Source organism: Paracoccus sp. IB05 (genome assembly GCF_016405985.1).
Classification (GTDB): Bacteria; Pseudomonadota; Alphaproteobacteria; order Rhodobacterales; family Rhodobacteraceae; genus Pseudogemmobacter.
Genome location: NZ_JAEFCF010000032.1, coordinates 17,180 through 31,676 on the forward strand (window position 1 = coordinate 17,180; position 14,497 = coordinate 31,676).

Sequence of the window (14,497 nt, forward strand, 5' to 3'; positions counted from 1 at the left end):
TCACGATCGCATTCAGCCCCTTATTCAAGGCCATTTAATCCAGCGCTGCCGGGTGCTTTTGGGTGTGGAGGTGCAGGGCAGGAGGCGGAACTGAGACAACGGTTGAGCAAGCTTTCATGCGCGGGTTGGTCTTCGCGGCGTTGATCTTACGGGCCGAGCTGGCCAGCAGACCGTAGTGCCGGATGCGGTGGAAGCCATCCCTGCTGATGACAGTTTCTTTACATCTGGCTTTTGATCAGCCGGTCATTCGGATCAACCCGTGCGGCAAAGCACATGGGGGCGATGATCGCGGTGCAGCGGATCAGATGTCGCATTGTTTCGCCGCGCGATCAGGAAGGCCGGTCCGCCCGATCTGATCATCGGCCATATCGCAATGAACAGGCCGGGGGTTGGAAAGGGCACTGTTTCAGGTCGAACGAGGCCGCTTGCCAGCCCATTCGCGGAAGGCTCTGGCAGATTGCAACGCCAATCAGGCCGCCGCCGGTTTGAATTGCGTGAGTCATGGAGGTCAGCATGGGCCGGCGCCTGCATTAGAACACCCGGTTATGTAAGGCTGCGCATCTCTCCGCGCATATGCGCCAGCCCGATTTCATGACGGGTGAAGTTGAAAGATCCGCGCCGGTTGCGATGAGGCGCCGGAATATGCGAAGATCGACGGCGTATAGGAGAGGTTCTGCCACCCCATGAAAGCCGCTCGACGAACGATCTGACACCGCCTCTGCTTTTGCGGAGGCCCGCTTCGCACGCCGCTGACCGGCAGTGCGCGGTAACCGCTTGCCCTCAGGGCAAGCGATCAGATCGATCTTCAAGTGAGACCCAATATGCAGAACGCATTCGAAAGCCCGTTCAAGGGCGTGACGCTGGACAAGCAGGTCACAAATCCGAACATCCTCGTCGGGCGCTACAGCTATTACTCCGGCTATTATCATGGTCACCCCTTTGACGATTGCGCGTGCTACCTTTTGCCGGACCAGGGCGCGGACCGGCTGATCATCGGGAGTTTCTGTTCGATCGGCTCCGGCGCGGCCTTCATCATGGCCGGAAACCAGGGCCACCGCGCCGACTGGATCAGCACCTTTCCGTTTTACTGGATGCCGGAAGTGCCCGCCTTCGCGGGTGCCGGGAATGGTTTCCTGCCGGCCGGCGATACGGTGATTGGCAACGATGTCTGGATCGGCTCCGAGGCGATCATCATGCCGGGGGTCCGGATCGGCGATGGCGCCGTGATCGGTACCAGGACGCTGATCACCAAAGACGTCGAGCCATATGCCATCATGGGTGGAAATCCGGCCAGACTGATCCGGAAGCGGTTCGAAGACCACCTGATCGGAATGCTGCTGGAGATGCGCTGGTGGGACTGGCCGGAGGACCAGCTCAGGGCGGCGATGCCCCTTTTGACGAGCGGTGACGTCGCGGAGCTTCACCGCCGTTGGGCGCTTCAGTCCTAATGTGACAGGCGGGCCACGTCAGCCCTTCAGGGGCGGGCGTGGCTTTGGCACGCAATCGGACGCGCGGCCAGTCAGGGCGGAACCTGCAGCGCCGCCGGTTCAACCACATCGTGGATGCGGGCCAGCAGCCAGCGCAGCGCGGGATCCGCGCGGCGCCGTCTGGCATAGAGCGCGCTGAACGGGATCAGGGGCAGGGGAAATGGCGGTTCCAGAACCGTCAGCGGATGAACTTTGAGCGGCAGGCTGCGCCGGGCCACGGTCAGGATCAGATCGGTGCCGGGGATGACCTGAGGCGCGATGCCCCAATGCGGCAGGACAAGCGCCACGTGCCGGGGCCCATCCTGTGCATCAAGGGCCAGATCGAGCTCGGTGGCGAATTCGCCCTGCACCGCAACATGCGCGTGAGCTGCCGCCCGGAATGCTTCGCGTGTCATCCCGTCAGGCAGGGACGGTTGATGGGCGGGATCGACCACACAGACATAGCGATCTTCCAACAGAAGCTCCTGCGCCAACGGGGCGGGCACTGCAGGGAAGACGCCAAGCGCGAGGTCCAGCGTGCCATCTGCCACGCCCGCGATCATGGCTTCGCGGCTATGCTGGGTAATGATCAGCTCTATGCTAGCTGCTTCACTGCGCAGGCGTTGCATCAGCCCGGGCAGAAGAAGGCCCGCCCCGTAATCCGACATGGCTAGGCGAAACACATGCTCTGTGGCCGGATCAAAGCCCTCCGGCCCCAGCACGCTGCGGATCTGCGCCATGGCTTCGGTCAATGGCCCGGCAAGTGCGAGGGCGCGAAGTGTCGGCAGCATCTGCCCGCCCCCACGCCGGAACAGCGGATCCCCGAGGAGAAGCCGCAACCGGCCGAGGGCATGGCTCATGGCGGGCTGGCTCATATTCAGCCGGGCCGCCGCACGGGACAAGTGCTGTTCGGCCAGTAGGGCATCCAGCACAACGAGCAGATTCAGGTCAATGGAACGAAGATTATTCATATCAGACATAGTATGGGCAGATTATCGAATTTCCCATATACATTGAGAATGACGTATTCCGGGACCAACCAATCAATGGAGTCCGGAATGCCAGCCCTTGTCCTTTTTCTTATTGCCCTGATTGCCGGCGCGCTGGTGCCATTTCAGGGCGGAGCCAATGCCGCGCTTGGCCGGGCACTTGGTCATCCGCTCTGGGCCGCAATTGCCTCACTGATCGTCAGCCTGATCTGCATTCTGCCGGCGCTGATCGCATTGCGGGTGCCGATGCCGGATCCGGGCGCGGCCCTCGCACAGCCGAAATGGATATGGATCGGTGGGTTGGTGGGGATCATCTATGTCTCTGCGGCGATCTTTCTTATGCCGATGATGGGCGCGGCGGGTTTCATGATCGCCGTGATCGCGGGCCAGCTTATCGGATCTCTCATCATCGACCGGTTCGGGCTGATGGGGCTGGTGCCCAAACCCTTTGACCTCTGGCGGGTCCTGGGCGCAGGACTGGTTCTGGGTGGCGCGCTTTTGTTTCAATGGCCTGGTCTGTCCAGAATGGCCGGGGGTTGATGTGAAGACAGATGTCTGCCCGGGCGAAAGGCTCCAGCCCAAACCTGGTCTGTCTCTCGCACCAGGCGCCCGACATTTTAGTGGCCTTGCCTACTTGCGCGGCGGCTCGAATTTCGGGTCGCCGTCAGGCCGTCACGCAGCTTGTCATCATCTTCGATGATCAGAACCCGCATAAATCGCCTTTTACGTTATCATTTTCTGCCAGTTGCATGGTCGGTTTAAGCCCGGCTTAAGTCCGGGCTGATTGCAGGCATCCTGCGGCAGCGATGTGCTGGTCTTGCCCCGGCGGACCGGGCCGCACCAGTCATAACCGGGTGAAGGAGCGAAACATGAAGCTGATGGACAGGCGCGGAGCGCTCAGACTGGGTCTGGCAAGCTTTGGTGCGCTCTCACTTGGAGCCCGGGCCGGTTTCGGTCATGACAACCCGATGCCGCCCGAACTGCGCGACGAGATCGAACGCCAGCCCTTTGCGCCGGTACTGGGCAATCCGGCGGGCGATATCACCCTCACCGAATTCTTCGACTACAATTGCCCGCATTGCCGGACTGCGGTTCCCGTGATGAAACGCCTGATTGCCGCCGATCCGAAGCTGCGGGTCGTGTTCCGCGAATGGCCGATCTTCGGCGAGGGCTCGTATTTCGCGACCCAGGCCTCGCTGGCCACGCTGAAGCAGGGCAGGTATTGGGAATTTCACGAGGCGCTGATGCAGATCAGGGGCAAGGCCGAGGAGACCTCGGTCATGGCGGTCGTCCGCAAGACCGGGCTCGACGAAGCGCGGCTGAAGCGCGACATGGAGAGTGCGGAAGTGCTGGGCCATTTCGATCACTCGATGCAACTTGGCGATCACCTGGGCCTTGCCGGCACGCCGACCTTCATCGCGGGGCATGACGGGCTGTTTGGCGGGCAGGATCTGGCCTCATTGACCGCCCTTGTTGCACAGGCACGGCGCGACCTGCTGTAAGCCAATCGCGATTTCGTGTTTTCGACCCGGGGCAGGCTTAAGTTTTGGTTAAGCCCGCCCCGGGAACTGGGGCCTCATGATGCAAAGCCTCAACTCCTCCCCCCGTATAATCCGCCTTCTGGTCCTGATCCCCCTGCTTTGGCTGTTTGTGGCCGGATCGGTCCTCGCGCAACAATTCAGCTTTCCCACCCGCAGCACCCAGCCGCTGGACCCGGAAATCGCCTTCCGGATCGAGCTTCTGGACAGCGCGGAGGGCCGGAGCGAGATCGGCTGGCAGATCGAAGAGGGATATTACCTCTATCGTGAGCACATTAAGGCGGAAACGGTGGATGGCACGGCGCTTGATATCGAAACCCATGCCGGCAAGCTGAAGGAAGATCCGAATTTCGGCGCGGTGGAGGTCTATTACAACGCCGCCACGGCGGTTCTGTCGCAAGCGGGGGGCGAGGTGCGTATCACCTGGCAGGGCTGTCAGGAAGACGGGATCTGCTATGCGCCTGTGACCAGCACGCTGATGCTGGCCGACTGGTCGGGCGCGGCCCCGCCGGCTGAAAGCGCCGTGGCTGCCACACCCGCCGGCGGCAGCGGTCTGCATCTGGCCGAAGATAAAGGTCTTCTGGCCAGCCTGGCCGGACAAGGCGGCGCCGCGCTGGTGCTGCTGGCATTCTTCGGCTTTGGCCTGATGCTGGCGCTGACACCCTGCGTCTTTCCCATGGTGCCGATCCTTGCGGGCATGCTGGCGCGACAGGGCGAGACCCTGACACCCGCGCGCGGCGCGGCTTTATCCGGGGCCTATGTTCTGGCAATGGCCACCGCCTTCGCGCTTTTGGGTGCGGTGGCCGGCTGGTCCGGCCAGAATTTGCAGATCCTGCTGCAATCGCCCTGGGCGATCGGCGCGGTGGTGGCGCTGTTTCTGGCGCTGGCCCTGTCGAGCTTTGGCCTGTTCGACCTCCGGCTTCCGGCGGGGCTGACGGCCCGGCTTTCGGGCGGAGCAGGGCGGCGCGGCTCGCTTGGCGGCGCGGCGGCGCTTGGTTTCACATCGGCGCTGATCGTCGGGCCCTGTGTCACGGCGCCGCTGGCCGGTGCCTTCATCTATATCGCCCAGACCGGCGATGTGACCCTGGGCGCGGCAGCGCTGTTCATGCTGGGCCTCGGCCAGGGCGTGCCTTTGTTCCTTGCAGGCACGTTCGGCGCGAAGATCCTGCCGAAAGCCGGCGTTTGGATGGAGGCGATGCGGCGCATTTTCGGGGTGGTCTTCCTTGGCATGGCGATCTGGCTGCTGGAACGGCTGATGCCTGGCCCGGCGATCCTTCTGCTCTGGGCCGTGCTGCTGGCCGGGGTCGCGGTATTTCTGGGCGTGCTCGACCGGCCAGAATCCGGGGCAGTACCTGCGAACCGTCTGCTGCGCACCGGCGGCGTTGTCACCCTGTTTGCCGCGGCAGTTCTGGGCCTCGGCGCGGCGCTCGGTGGCACGGACCCGCTGCGCCCGCTGGCCCCGCTCTCGGTCGCGACCGGGTCTGCCCGGGCTGCGGGTCCGGATATGACATTTGCCGAGGTCACAACCACAGTCGGGCTGAGCCACGCGCTGGCCGCTGCGGATCGCCCGGCAATGGTCTATCTGACCGCTGACTGGTGCGTGACCTGCAAGAGGATCGAGCGCAACGTCATGCCCGATCCGGGCGTCACCACCGCGCTTGGCGATTTTCTTCTCGTCAAGGCGGATGTCAGCGAGACCGGTGCCGATGCGCGGGAGCTGACGCAGATGATCGGGGCCGCCGGGCCGCCCACCATGATCTTCCTCGACCGCCATAGCCGCGAAGCCGCAGACAGCCGCCTGATCGGCACCATCGGGGCCGAAGACATCCGGGCCTCGGCAGCTCTGGTCCAGGCTGCGGACTGATGGGCGGGATTTCATTCGGGCCGCTCGCCCTTTCGGCCGAGCGCGCGCCGGTCATTGCCGGAGTGCTGGTTCTTTTGCTGGTGACAGGCCTGATCGCCCGCAAGACCGGGCCCGCCATCAGCCTTTGGGCCAGCGCGGCCAGCATCGGCGCGGCGCTCACCGCAAGGCTGGGTTTTGTTGCGCAACATGCCTCTGTCTATCTGGCCGAGCCGCTGAGCATCTTTGCCTTCTGGCAGGGCGGCTTCAGCCCGCTATGGGGGATTGCGGGCTTTGCCATGGTGACGGTCTGGTATCTCCGGCGGCAGGCTAATCTTGTCTTGCCGGTTGCGGGCAGCGTGGTCATCGCATTTGCGGCCTTGAATGTCGTGCATCAGCTGGCGCGCGGGCCGGATGTGGCCTTGCCGAAAGACGTCCTGCTGTCCGCACTGTCGGGTGATCCGATCCTGCCTGCAAGCTGGCAGGGGCGGCCGATGGTCATCAATCTCTGGGCCACCTGGTGCCCGCCCTGCCGGCGTGAAATGCCGATGATGGCAGAGATTGCGGCGCAGGAAACGGGGGTCGACCTGCATTTCATCAACCAGGGCGAAGGCGCCGAAACTGTCCGCACCTATCTGGCGCAGTCGGGCATTGTCATCGCGCCGGTAATGGATCCCGGCTCGCAGATGATGCGGCATTTCGGCTCCATGGGGTTGCCCGCCACCTTGTTCATTGATGTCGATGGTCGGCTGCAAGCCGCGCATTTGGGGGAAATCTCTCGCGCGCAATTGCTGGCCGGTATCGCCTTTCTCAGGGATACGAACTGATGCTGAACCGATTTTGTCGAATGCTGATGGCGGCGGGCGCATTGGGCCTGCTTGCGGCCTGTGCCACTGCACCAGAGCCGGTTGCGCCGCCGCAACCCGAACTGCCCCCGGAGGTTGCCGCCCATTATGCCGGTCTGCAGGATGGCGGGTTCGAAGTGCCCGCCGTTCCCTCCCGATATCTGAGCGACCGCAATATCCGGCGCGAAGTGGATTACTGGACGGATGAAAAGCCAGGCACCATCATTGTCGATCCCTGGCAGCGGTTTCTCTATTATGTCCAGCCGGGAAACCGGGCGATCCGCTATGCTGTTGCAGTCGGGGATCAGGGACGTGCATTTTCCGGAACCGCCCATATTCCCTATTCGCGGGACTGGCCCAGCTGGATCCCCACGCAGAACATGATCCGCGAGTTCCCCGAACAATATGCCCATCTGAGTGGCGGCATGGAGGGCGGCCTGATGAATCCTCTGGGGGCGAGAGCGCTATATCTGCACAAGGGCAATCGCGATACCTATTACCGGATCCATGGCACGACCGACATGGGGTCAATCGGAAATGCGACCTCGGCCGGTTGTATCCGCATGTTCCATCAGGATGTGATCGAACTGGAAACGCTCGTCCGGTCCGGCGCGCGCGTTGTCGTCCTGACCGAGGAGGAAAGCGGCAAAGGCACGACTTCTCCCGCGCAGGGAGTGTAAGAAATGCGACTTGGGAAGACCTGAATCGAAGATGGCGAAGGATCGTTCGGATATATCTGCCCGAGCGATCTCGCGTGTCTGATCCCAGGATTTGAGGGTGCGATTGAACGCACTGGGCCTGCTTCGGTCTGAACATCGTTTTTAAACACAAGGAAGCAGGCAACAGAGCTCTTATGCTCATGCCATATTGCCCGAAACATTGCCCCGATGTCTGACACGTTCAGACATCGGTTTCTGCGGTTATCTGTGAGGCATTTGCACGATCGGCTCAGATCGCGATGTGATGGGCGTTGCAAAAGGCGCGGACCGACGCGATCCGTGCCGGATCCTGCCCTTTGCCCGGTATATTATGAAGCACGAAAGCCCCTCCCTGACCGGCTCCCAGCACGCCGCCAAAGAGAGCCGGCGGAGCCCGGCCATCCGTGACATAGCCACAGACCGGTACCACGCCATCGCTCATTCGATAGGTCGCCTGCAGGCCGGACAGATGGACGGGTTGCTTCAGATAGCTGTTCATCCGAGACTGGACCTGCGCCGTCTCAGCCCGGCTCAGCCGGTGGTCTGAATGGGTAAGATAGCCGCCATTCTCGTCAAAACCATCGACACAGCCCGCCAGCGCGGTCAGTATTAAGGCAGCAAGTACAGTCTGAAGTTTCATCTTTCTTCCTTTAAGTGTGATTTTCATTTCAACCAGAGCCAGTCAAAGAAGGGATTGTCGCCGCCCATGGATGCTGCCGACAAGCTTGTTCCCCTGATCTATGCCTCTCTGTTGCAAGAGACCCGTTGGGAGGAGTTCATCGGTTGTCTTGCGGTACTGGCGGATGTGGAATGCGCCACGCTTTTCTTTCATGACAGCCAGAGCGGCAGAGGCGCCGTCACCCTTCAGTCGGGCATCCCGGATGTCGCGCAACGCGATTATCTCAGCCATTACGGGGCCTTGAACCCCTGGATGTGGCAGGTCGGGCGCACCCCTGTCGGCACAGCAATCGTTGGCGAGCAACTGGTCGCACGCGACAGATTCCACCGTACCGAATATTACAACGACTTCCTGCGCCGCTTTGACCAGGAGACCGGTGTCGGCGTGACCATCGAGCGCACAGAGAGCCGTTTCCTGCTGCTTTCCACCCTCAGCGGAGACGTGGATGAGGAACGCAATGCCGCGCGTGCCGGGCTTCTGAGCCGCCTTGCCCCGCATCTGCGTCGCGCTTCGGAGTTTTACCGGCGCAACCATTATTCCGGCATCGGCGCTGAGCTCACCGGCTGGCTGAGCGAAGCGGGCGGGGTCGGTTTTGTGCTGGTCGATCCGGTGGGACGGGCAAGCCATGTCAGCCCCGCCGCCGAACAATACATGGCAGATGGCCGCGCAGCGAGCCTTGGGCCAAATGCGACGCTGCGGTTCCGCAATCCCGATATCCAGAGCGCGCTGCAACAAATGCTGCGTGGCCCGCGGGCCGTGCTGCCTGTCACTCTGCAGGATGGCGGTTTGGGGATCACCCTGATGCCAGTTGGCCAGAACGAGGGGGGCATTGCCTTCAGCGGCCAGACAGTGGCTGCTGTATTCACCCCGGTTCTGGCGCGGACCGCGGCACCGGCGCTTGAATTTGCCCGGCGCTATGGCCTGACCCCTGCCGAGACAAGGGTTCTCACCGCCATCCTTGACGGGCAGCGGCCGGCTGAAATCGCAACCGCAGCCTCGCTTTCGGTCGAGACGGTGCGCAGCCAGCTGAAATCTGTCTTCTCGAAGACCGGCGCGAATGGCCAGCCCCAGCTTATCCGTATGGCCATCGGTCTTACGGGCCCCGATCCGGACTGACATCACGCAAATTCCCCCATCAAATCTCTAGAAAGCCTTGCCCTATGCAGCCCGGCATCGCCTCACCCGTATGGGGGAGCGATCCCTGCGCCATGCGAGCTTTCTCTGCTGTCGGGCGGGGTCTTCACCCATATGGGTGCAGCCCGCCTCTGCCGCCCGGTGCTACGCCTCCCCTGATCACATGGTTCAGGATGGGCAGATCAGGTACGCAATCTTCCTGCCCGGCCTGATAAAAACGGGAGTAATACCTTGAAAATTCTGAAGCTCAGCCTGACCCTCGCCGCAGTTCTTGTGCTTGCGGGTTGCTATGACAGCGGCAGCTCTGACAGCAGCAACGGCGGCACTGGCGGCACTGGCGGCACCGGCACGGGCAGCGGCAGTGCTACGGTTCGGCCGCGCGCCTATACCTGCCCATCGAATTGCCAGAATGTGCAGACCCGCACCAGCTGCCAGGCCGCAGAATCCTATTACCAGGTCTATGTCGAAAACGCGCGGGCCGGCACTGCAGCATCGACACTGGAACAGCTTTACGACAACCACGCACGGTCGGCGGGGCTGGCACGCAGCATGGTGCAGCAGATCGGCTGTGCACCCTGACGCAACCTGACGTGCTGCGTTTCTACATACCCGCAGGTATTGCTGCGATGGCGCTGACCGGTGCCGTCGCAGCAGGACTTGGTAATGGCCCCGCCAGTGTCGCACCGGAGGTCCGGGCTGCTGTGTCTTTGACGCCCGCGCCCCCATCGGGGGCTGCGGTTGAACCTGCTACATTCAGGACCTGCTTTCTGGACTGGGCCGAAGAGACACCGCTGATTGCCCTGCGCGATGGATTTGCTTCGACCGGGCTTTCGGTTTCAGACCGGGTCCTGCCGGAGGCCGTTCTTCTGACCTTCCGCGCTGAAAATGAACGCACGCAGCTGGAAATGCTGGATCTGCGCGCTCTTGGTCTTGCGGACCGACAGCGCCTTGCAACGGCCGCCCATGCCGCTGCCCTGGCCCGTCACGCGACCGAGGCCCGCGCCGTTGCGCGCAAACTCGCCCGCGCGCGCGAGGCGGCGGCGCTTGCCGCGACCCGCCATCGCGAAGGCAGGCTCGACCGCCTCTCGCTGGAGCTTGCCGAAGATCAGCTTGCAGAAGTTGACGATCTTGCCGCGCAGACCGCCCCTGCGCTTGCCCTGCTGGAGGCAGAACATGCCCTCAGACTGACCGAATTGCAGCAGGAAAGGGCGGCCCTCGCCAGTGAAAGAAAGGTGCTTCAGGACCATATTGGGACACTTTCGCTGCGCAGCGAAGCCGCTGGTGCGGTCAGCTTTGTGGCACCCGCGCTGACCACTGGTGCCCTTGTCGCGGTGCGGCGCGGCGAACATGTGATCAGCCTTGCCCGTCCCGGCATGTTCCGCGCGAAAGTTCCGGTGCATCTGCGCGATCTGTCGCTTTTCACCGATCGCCGCGTCACCGCCCGCCTCGCGCTGGAGGCTGGTGTCCTGACGGGGCAGGTCACGCACATATCGGCCCTTCGCAGCCCTCTGCCCGATGGCAGCACGCATGAGGTTGAGATTCGCTTCGATCCGACAGCTCTCGCGAGCGAACCGCAATCGGCAAGCTGCCTGTTCGAAATCGGCACAGAGGCCGCACCATGACTCTGCGTTCCCGCCTTCTCTGGCTTGCAGTGGCATTTGGCGCAGGATGTGCTGCACCCGATTACGACCGGGCGGAAGCACTGATCGACCAGGTCAGCCTGGATCTTGCGCAGGATGCGCCTGCCGAAGGCCTGGCCTTTGGCGATCACGCCCGCCGTTACGGTCCGGCCTTTCACGAAGCCCGACTGCGCGAGGCAGAGCTTTTGCTGGATCTGGATCAACTGCGCCGGGGCGCATTGCCGCGCCTCAGCGTCATGGTTCAGGGCAGGGCCCAATGGGATGAAAGCGGCGGTTTCTCGGTCAGAGGGCGCAATCATGCCTTTGTTATCGAATGGGATTTCATCCGGGCGATTTATGTCCTGTTCCGGAATACGCCCGAAATATTCGCCATTCTGGTTGCACAGGAAAGCGCGCTTGCCCGGCAAAGCGCCGAAAAGCAGCTGCTTGACCAGCTGGCAGATACTCTTGACACCGGGCTGGCGCTTGAAGAGGCGGGCCTGACCCTTGATGCCGAGAGCTGTCGCATAAAGGACATGCGGGGTGAGCTGGCGCTTGGCACCCTGCCGCGCGACGAGGTTGCGGCTGGGGAGACCGCGCTGCAACGCCGCAAATCCGCCCATGCCGCGCGCCGGACCATGTATGAGGCCAGCCGCGCCAATCTTGCCCATGGCACAGGCGGCGCGCCCTTTCGTCCGGATCTGCGGATCGCGACTTTACACCCGGAGCCCTCGCGCGCCCGGACGGCAGAGCAATGCTATGCAGGTTCGGCGCTGGAGGCACGCAATGCGGTTTTGCACCGGATTGCCAAAGACGGGCTGGACGCCGCCCGCATTGATCGCTGGATCGCGCTTTCCGGCATCGTGCCCAATCAGCTTGGGCCGGACAGCCCGGCCCAGCTGGAACTTTTGCTCAATCTGATGGTGCCGCTGATTGATCAGGGCAAGGGTGACCGTCAGGTGCAGCGGGCACGGATCGCAGTCGCCAATGCGCTGATCGCGGCCCGTGAAAGCAGAGCGGTCTTTATGCTGGCCCATGCCGAGCTGACCCTGGCCCTGGCCGAGGCCCATGTGGTGCAGGCCGGGTTGACGCCTTCGGCCAGGGCAGAGACCGGATGCGCCGCCGATCTTTCCGCCAGGCTTTACGATTTGGAAAAGCGTCGCGCCAGGCTGACGCAGGAGCATCTGGAAGTCGGGCTTGCCCTTTTGTGTATGCCTGCCGAGCGGCAGCCAGGCGGGCCTGGCGGAGCGGCGGCCAATGAGTGAGGTCCCGCTGCCCCTGCATCTTGAGCGGGTTGTGGTGCATCATGGCGGCCAGGACCGCCGGATGGTGCTGGACCATGCCGATCTGACGGTCGCGTCCGCCGAACGGCTTTGCATCCTTGGGGAAAGCGGTTCGGGAAAGACCACGCTTCTGGAGGTGATCAGCGGTTTCCGGCGCCCGGATGCCGGGCGGGTGCGCCTTTTCGGCATTGATCCGGCGGGGGCAGCAGACCGGGTTCGTGCCAGGCTGCGCCGTCAGCAGCTGGGGTTTATCTTCCAGGATTATGCTCTGATCGAAGGGCTGACAGCTCTTGCCAATATCGCCATGCCTCTGCGGCTTGACGGCATCCGGGCTGAGGCCGCTCATCAGCGTGCGGCGGAACGGCTGGCAGCCGTTGGCCTCACCCATCTTGCTGCGGTGCCCGCCAGCGCGCTTTCGGGGGGCGAAAAGCAACGCGTGGCCTTTGCGCGCGCCACAATCCATGCGCCCCGCCTAATCCTGGCGGATGAGCCGACCGGCAGCCTCGACCCCCAGACAGGCCACGAAATACTGCAGATGATCCTTGGGCGAGGGCAGGACAGCCCGCGCAGCCTCGTGATGGTGACACATAACCACGAGTACAGCCGCCATTTCGACCGCGTTCTCGTGCTGCGGGACGGTCGGCTGCATGAGGTCGCCTGATGAAGGTCCGACGCCCCTTTCGCCGCGTGATCCTGCGCAGGCTGCTGATCTATTGCCTCGTCTCGGCCTGTTTCGCGGTCATTCTTGCCAATCGCATCATCACATCTGCCGCGACCGAAGGCTTCGAGGCCCGCATTCGCGCCAGCCTCTATCATGAGGCGGTGCTGACTTTTCCGATGCTCTCGGCACAGAAGGTCAGCCGGGGCCACACGGACGCGGACCATCTCGCCCCTTGGACGGAGGACGCGCTGAAGGCCGCCTTTGCCGGGGCCGGGATCTCGGTCTCGCCCTATTCGCGGCAATTTGCCCCGATTGCCGAACTGCCCGCTGCCGGCATGGTGGAAATCCTGACAAGCGATCTGCATTTCCCTTTGGCCTACAGGCTGAGCCTCAGCCCCGATCGCACGCCAGAGCCGGGAAGCTGCCTGATTGGCCGCCGCCTTGCTGATCAGCTAATGGGGCCGCTGCCCGAATGGCTGCATTTTGGCACCATGCGGTGCAGGCTTGCCGGAGTCTTTGACGGTGAGATCCGCCCGCCTTTCTGGACGCTCGACCGGGCCGTTCTGCGGCTGGCGGCGCGTGACCGGGTCATGGCGGAGGAGACCATTCTCTGGAGCAGCTATCTGCAGGCGGATACGGCCGTTTTGAACGAGGCGGATCTGCGCGCGGGCCTGGCCCCCTGGCTGGAGGCCGAGGCGGTGGAAATCTGGTCCAGCCAGCATCACGCCGAACGCGCGGCGGGTATTCTGGCAATCTACAATTTCGTAGCAGCAGCAATCGGCGGCATCGCATTGGGCCTTTGTGCTTTCGCCATTGCCACAACCTTCATGTTCTCGGTCTCGGAGCAACGTAGGGAAATCGCCATTCGCCGCGCGATAGGGGCGACGCAATGGCAGATCATCGGCCATGTTCAGATCGAGATCGCAGCCCTGGTTCTTGGTGGTCTGCTGACAGGTATGATCGGCGGCAAATATCTCGGCCTTTATCTTCTGGCGCAGATGCAGGGGGCCGGATTGCTGGACCCTGCGGCACAGGCGGTTCTGTCTCCTGTCGGCCTTATCCAGCTTGCAGCCATGTTTCTGGCGGCAGGCGTCACGGCGGGTCTGATCCCCGCCATTGTCGCCGCCCGAATTGACCCTGCCATCGTGCTGCGCGGCGGCTGACTGACGCTGCTTTGGCGTCCTGCGATGAGAACGGCCATGCGCAGTTCGTACACGAAGCGACAGCAGGCAGCCTGTGCGGGCGACGTGAAGTCCCCACGCCATCGGAGAGGATTTCGAGGTAAGCTGGGCAGCAATACTGCATCTGCAGAGGACCACTCGAAGGTCCCAAGCCGAGACATATAGGGCATCCGCTCGCCGCACCCCATGTGTTTGATCCCATGGTTTGCTGGCGCGATCCTTTCTTTGGAATGGAAGGATGCCCTATGGGACAAGTTCGTCACGGCAGCGCCACGACCACGCACGCTTTCCGAGCAGCAACACGAGCCGAATGGAAGCTTTGACTGCGGCACTGAGCCGCGAAGCGGGTATTAAACCTAGGACTGTGGCGACGTGACGAAAACCTCAGACGGTCGAAGACATGAAGGCGGGGCCGAAATTGCCTCGTTCTATGGTGCTAAGCCGGGAGGAGTAAGACCGGGTGACGTCAGCCCTTCGAACAGTCGCCGCGCCGCGCCGTCACTGACCTCAGGCCCTGCCTGCGCCGCCAGTTCGTCCTCTGTCGTCAGTGCATCTGCGCGGCGG

General features: G+C 63.0%; 14 protein-coding genes. 12 read left to right on the forward strand and 2 right to left on the reverse strand.

Annotated features, from left to right (window positions below; genetic code table 11):
• The first annotated feature begins 821 nt into the window (after window positions 1-821).
• On the forward strand, window positions 822-1,448 hold the full coding sequence (gene catB / locus JC607_RS18330) for a type B chloramphenicol O-acetyltransferase (protein ID WP_198838338.1): 627 nt from the start codon (window positions 822-824) through the stop codon (window positions 1,446-1,448).
• A gap of 71 nt (window positions 1,449-1,519) precedes the next feature.
• Here the strand turns inward: catB and JC607_RS18335 are convergent, their stop codons facing one another.
• Window positions 1,520-2,446 (reverse strand): LysR substrate-binding domain-containing protein, encoded by a 927-nt coding sequence (locus tag JC607_RS18335; protein WP_233092998.1) that lies wholly within the window; start codon window positions 2,444-2,446, stop codon window positions 1,520-1,522.
• Between the two features lie 78 nt (window positions 2,447-2,524).
• Here JC607_RS18335 and JC607_RS18340 point away from each other — a divergent pair, with 78 nt between their 5' ends.
• From JC607_RS18340 to JC607_RS18360, 5 genes are all read left to right on the forward strand, one after another.
• Window positions 2,525-2,995, forward strand: coding sequence for a DMT family transporter (locus JC607_RS18340; protein WP_092903270.1), 471 nt, complete (start codon window positions 2,525-2,527; stop codon window positions 2,993-2,995).
• Window positions 2,996-3,324: 329 nt separating this feature from the next.
• The gene (locus JC607_RS18345; protein WP_233092999.1) at window positions 3,325-3,957 is read left to right on the forward strand and encodes a DsbA family protein; all 633 of its coding nucleotides are present in this window, start codon (window positions 3,325-3,327) and stop codon (window positions 3,955-3,957) included.
• A 76-nt stretch (window positions 3,958-4,033) separates the two neighbouring features.
• On the forward strand, window positions 4,034-5,857 hold the full coding sequence (gene dsbD, locus JC607_RS18350; protein WP_233093000.1) for a protein-disulfide reductase DsbD: 1,824 nt from the start codon (window positions 4,034-4,036) through the stop codon (window positions 5,855-5,857).
• The gene (locus JC607_RS18355; RefSeq protein ID WP_198838340.1) at window positions 5,857-6,660 is read left to right on the forward strand and encodes a TlpA disulfide reductase family protein; all 804 of its coding nucleotides are present in this window, start codon (window positions 5,857-5,859) and stop codon (window positions 6,658-6,660) included. Before dsbD ends, JC607_RS18355 begins: the two co-directional genes overlap by 1 nt.
• On the forward strand, window positions 6,660-7,358 hold the full coding sequence (locus JC607_RS18360) for a L,D-transpeptidase (RefSeq protein WP_092903266.1): 699 nt from the start codon (window positions 6,660-6,662) through the stop codon (window positions 7,356-7,358). The genes JC607_RS18355 and JC607_RS18360 overlap by 1 nt, the downstream gene beginning before the upstream one ends.
• A gap of 268 nt (window positions 7,359-7,626) precedes the next feature.
• Here JC607_RS18360 and JC607_RS18365 read toward each other — a convergent pair whose 3' ends face one another.
• The gene (locus tag JC607_RS18365; RefSeq protein WP_198838341.1) at window positions 7,627-8,016 is read right to left on the reverse strand and encodes a hypothetical protein; all 390 of its coding nucleotides are present in this window, start codon (window positions 8,014-8,016) and stop codon (window positions 7,627-7,629) included.
• 66 nt (window positions 8,017-8,082) lie between these two features.
• Here JC607_RS18365 and JC607_RS18370 point away from each other — a divergent pair, with 66 nt between their 5' ends.
• From JC607_RS18370 to JC607_RS18395, 6 genes are all read left to right on the forward strand, one after another.
• The gene (locus tag JC607_RS18370) at window positions 8,083-9,171 is read left to right on the forward strand and encodes a helix-turn-helix transcriptional regulator (RefSeq protein ID WP_198838342.1); all 1,089 of its coding nucleotides are present in this window, start codon (window positions 8,083-8,085) and stop codon (window positions 9,169-9,171) included.
• Between the two features lie 249 nt (window positions 9,172-9,420).
• A complete protein-coding gene (locus tag JC607_RS18375) occupies window positions 9,421-9,768 on the forward strand; it encodes a hypothetical protein (protein WP_198838343.1) in 348 nt (115 codons plus the stop codon).
• Between the two features lie 11 nt (window positions 9,769-9,779).
• Window positions 9,780-10,811: a hypothetical protein gene (locus JC607_RS18380; protein WP_198838344.1), complete on the forward strand. Its 1,032-nt coding sequence runs from the start codon at window positions 9,780-9,782 to the stop codon at window positions 10,809-10,811.
• Window positions 10,808-12,073, forward strand: a complete 1,266-nt coding sequence (locus JC607_RS18385) for a hypothetical protein (RefSeq protein ID WP_198838345.1) — start codon at window positions 10,808-10,810, stop codon at window positions 12,071-12,073. The genes JC607_RS18380 and JC607_RS18385 overlap by 4 nt, the downstream gene beginning before the upstream one ends.
• The gene (locus tag JC607_RS18390) at window positions 12,066-12,752 is read left to right on the forward strand and encodes an ABC transporter ATP-binding protein (protein WP_198838346.1); all 687 of its coding nucleotides are present in this window, start codon (window positions 12,066-12,068) and stop codon (window positions 12,750-12,752) included. The genes JC607_RS18385 and JC607_RS18390 overlap by 8 nt, the downstream gene beginning before the upstream one ends.
• The gene (locus JC607_RS18395; RefSeq protein WP_198838347.1) at window positions 12,752-13,915 is read left to right on the forward strand and encodes an ABC transporter permease; all 1,164 of its coding nucleotides are present in this window, start codon (window positions 12,752-12,754) and stop codon (window positions 13,913-13,915) included. The genes JC607_RS18390 and JC607_RS18395 overlap by 1 nt, the downstream gene beginning before the upstream one ends.
• The last annotated feature ends 582 nt before the right edge of the window (window positions 13,916-14,497 follow it).